Origin of the sequence: Paracraurococcus lichenis, assembly GCF_030657435.1 — a bacterium.
Taxonomy (GTDB): Bacteria; Pseudomonadota; Alphaproteobacteria; order Acetobacterales; family Acetobacteraceae; genus Paracraurococcus; species Paracraurococcus lichenis.
Genome location: NZ_JAUTWS010000467.1, coordinates 1 through 496 on the forward strand (window position 1 = coordinate 1; position 496 = coordinate 496).

Annotated in this window: 1 protein-coding gene; it reads left to right on the top strand. The window is 75.6% G+C overall.

Annotated elements, in window-relative coordinates; genetic code table 11:
* Window positions 1–90 precede the first annotated feature (90 nt).
* The coding region (locus Q7A36_RS40825) for an IS110 family transposase (protein WP_305109486.1) at window positions 91–496 on the top strand (406 nt) is incomplete at its 3' end.

The following is a 496-nucleotide window of genomic DNA, read 5'->3' on the forward strand; positions in this document are numbered from 1 at the left end:
GGGGCGCCGTCCGTTGTCCCATCCGGGAACCCGAACGGTCGCCGGGGCCGCCGCCGCAAGGCGCCGAGCCCGCATTCACAAGGACGGGTCATGGATCAGCCTCCCACCGCTCCGCCGGTCTTCGTCGGCATCGATGTCTCCAAGGATCGCCTCGACGTGCATCTCCGCCCGTCGGGCCAGGCCTTCGCCGTCGCGCGCGACGGCCCAGGCCTCGACCAGCTCCTGGCACGGCTGCGGGCCGAACCGCCTGCCCTGGTCGTGCTCGAGGCCACCGGCGGCTTCGAGCTGACCGTCGCCGCCGCCATCGCCGGCGCCGGCCTGCCGCTCGCCGTGGTCAACCCGCGCCAGATCCGCGACTTCGCCCGCGCCACCGGCCGGCTGGCCAAGACCGACCGCCTCGATGCCGCAGCGATCGCCCTCTTCGCCGAGCGGGTCCGCCCTCAACCCCGCCCGGTGCCGGATGCCGCCGCCCAGGCGCTCGCCGAGCTCGTCGCCC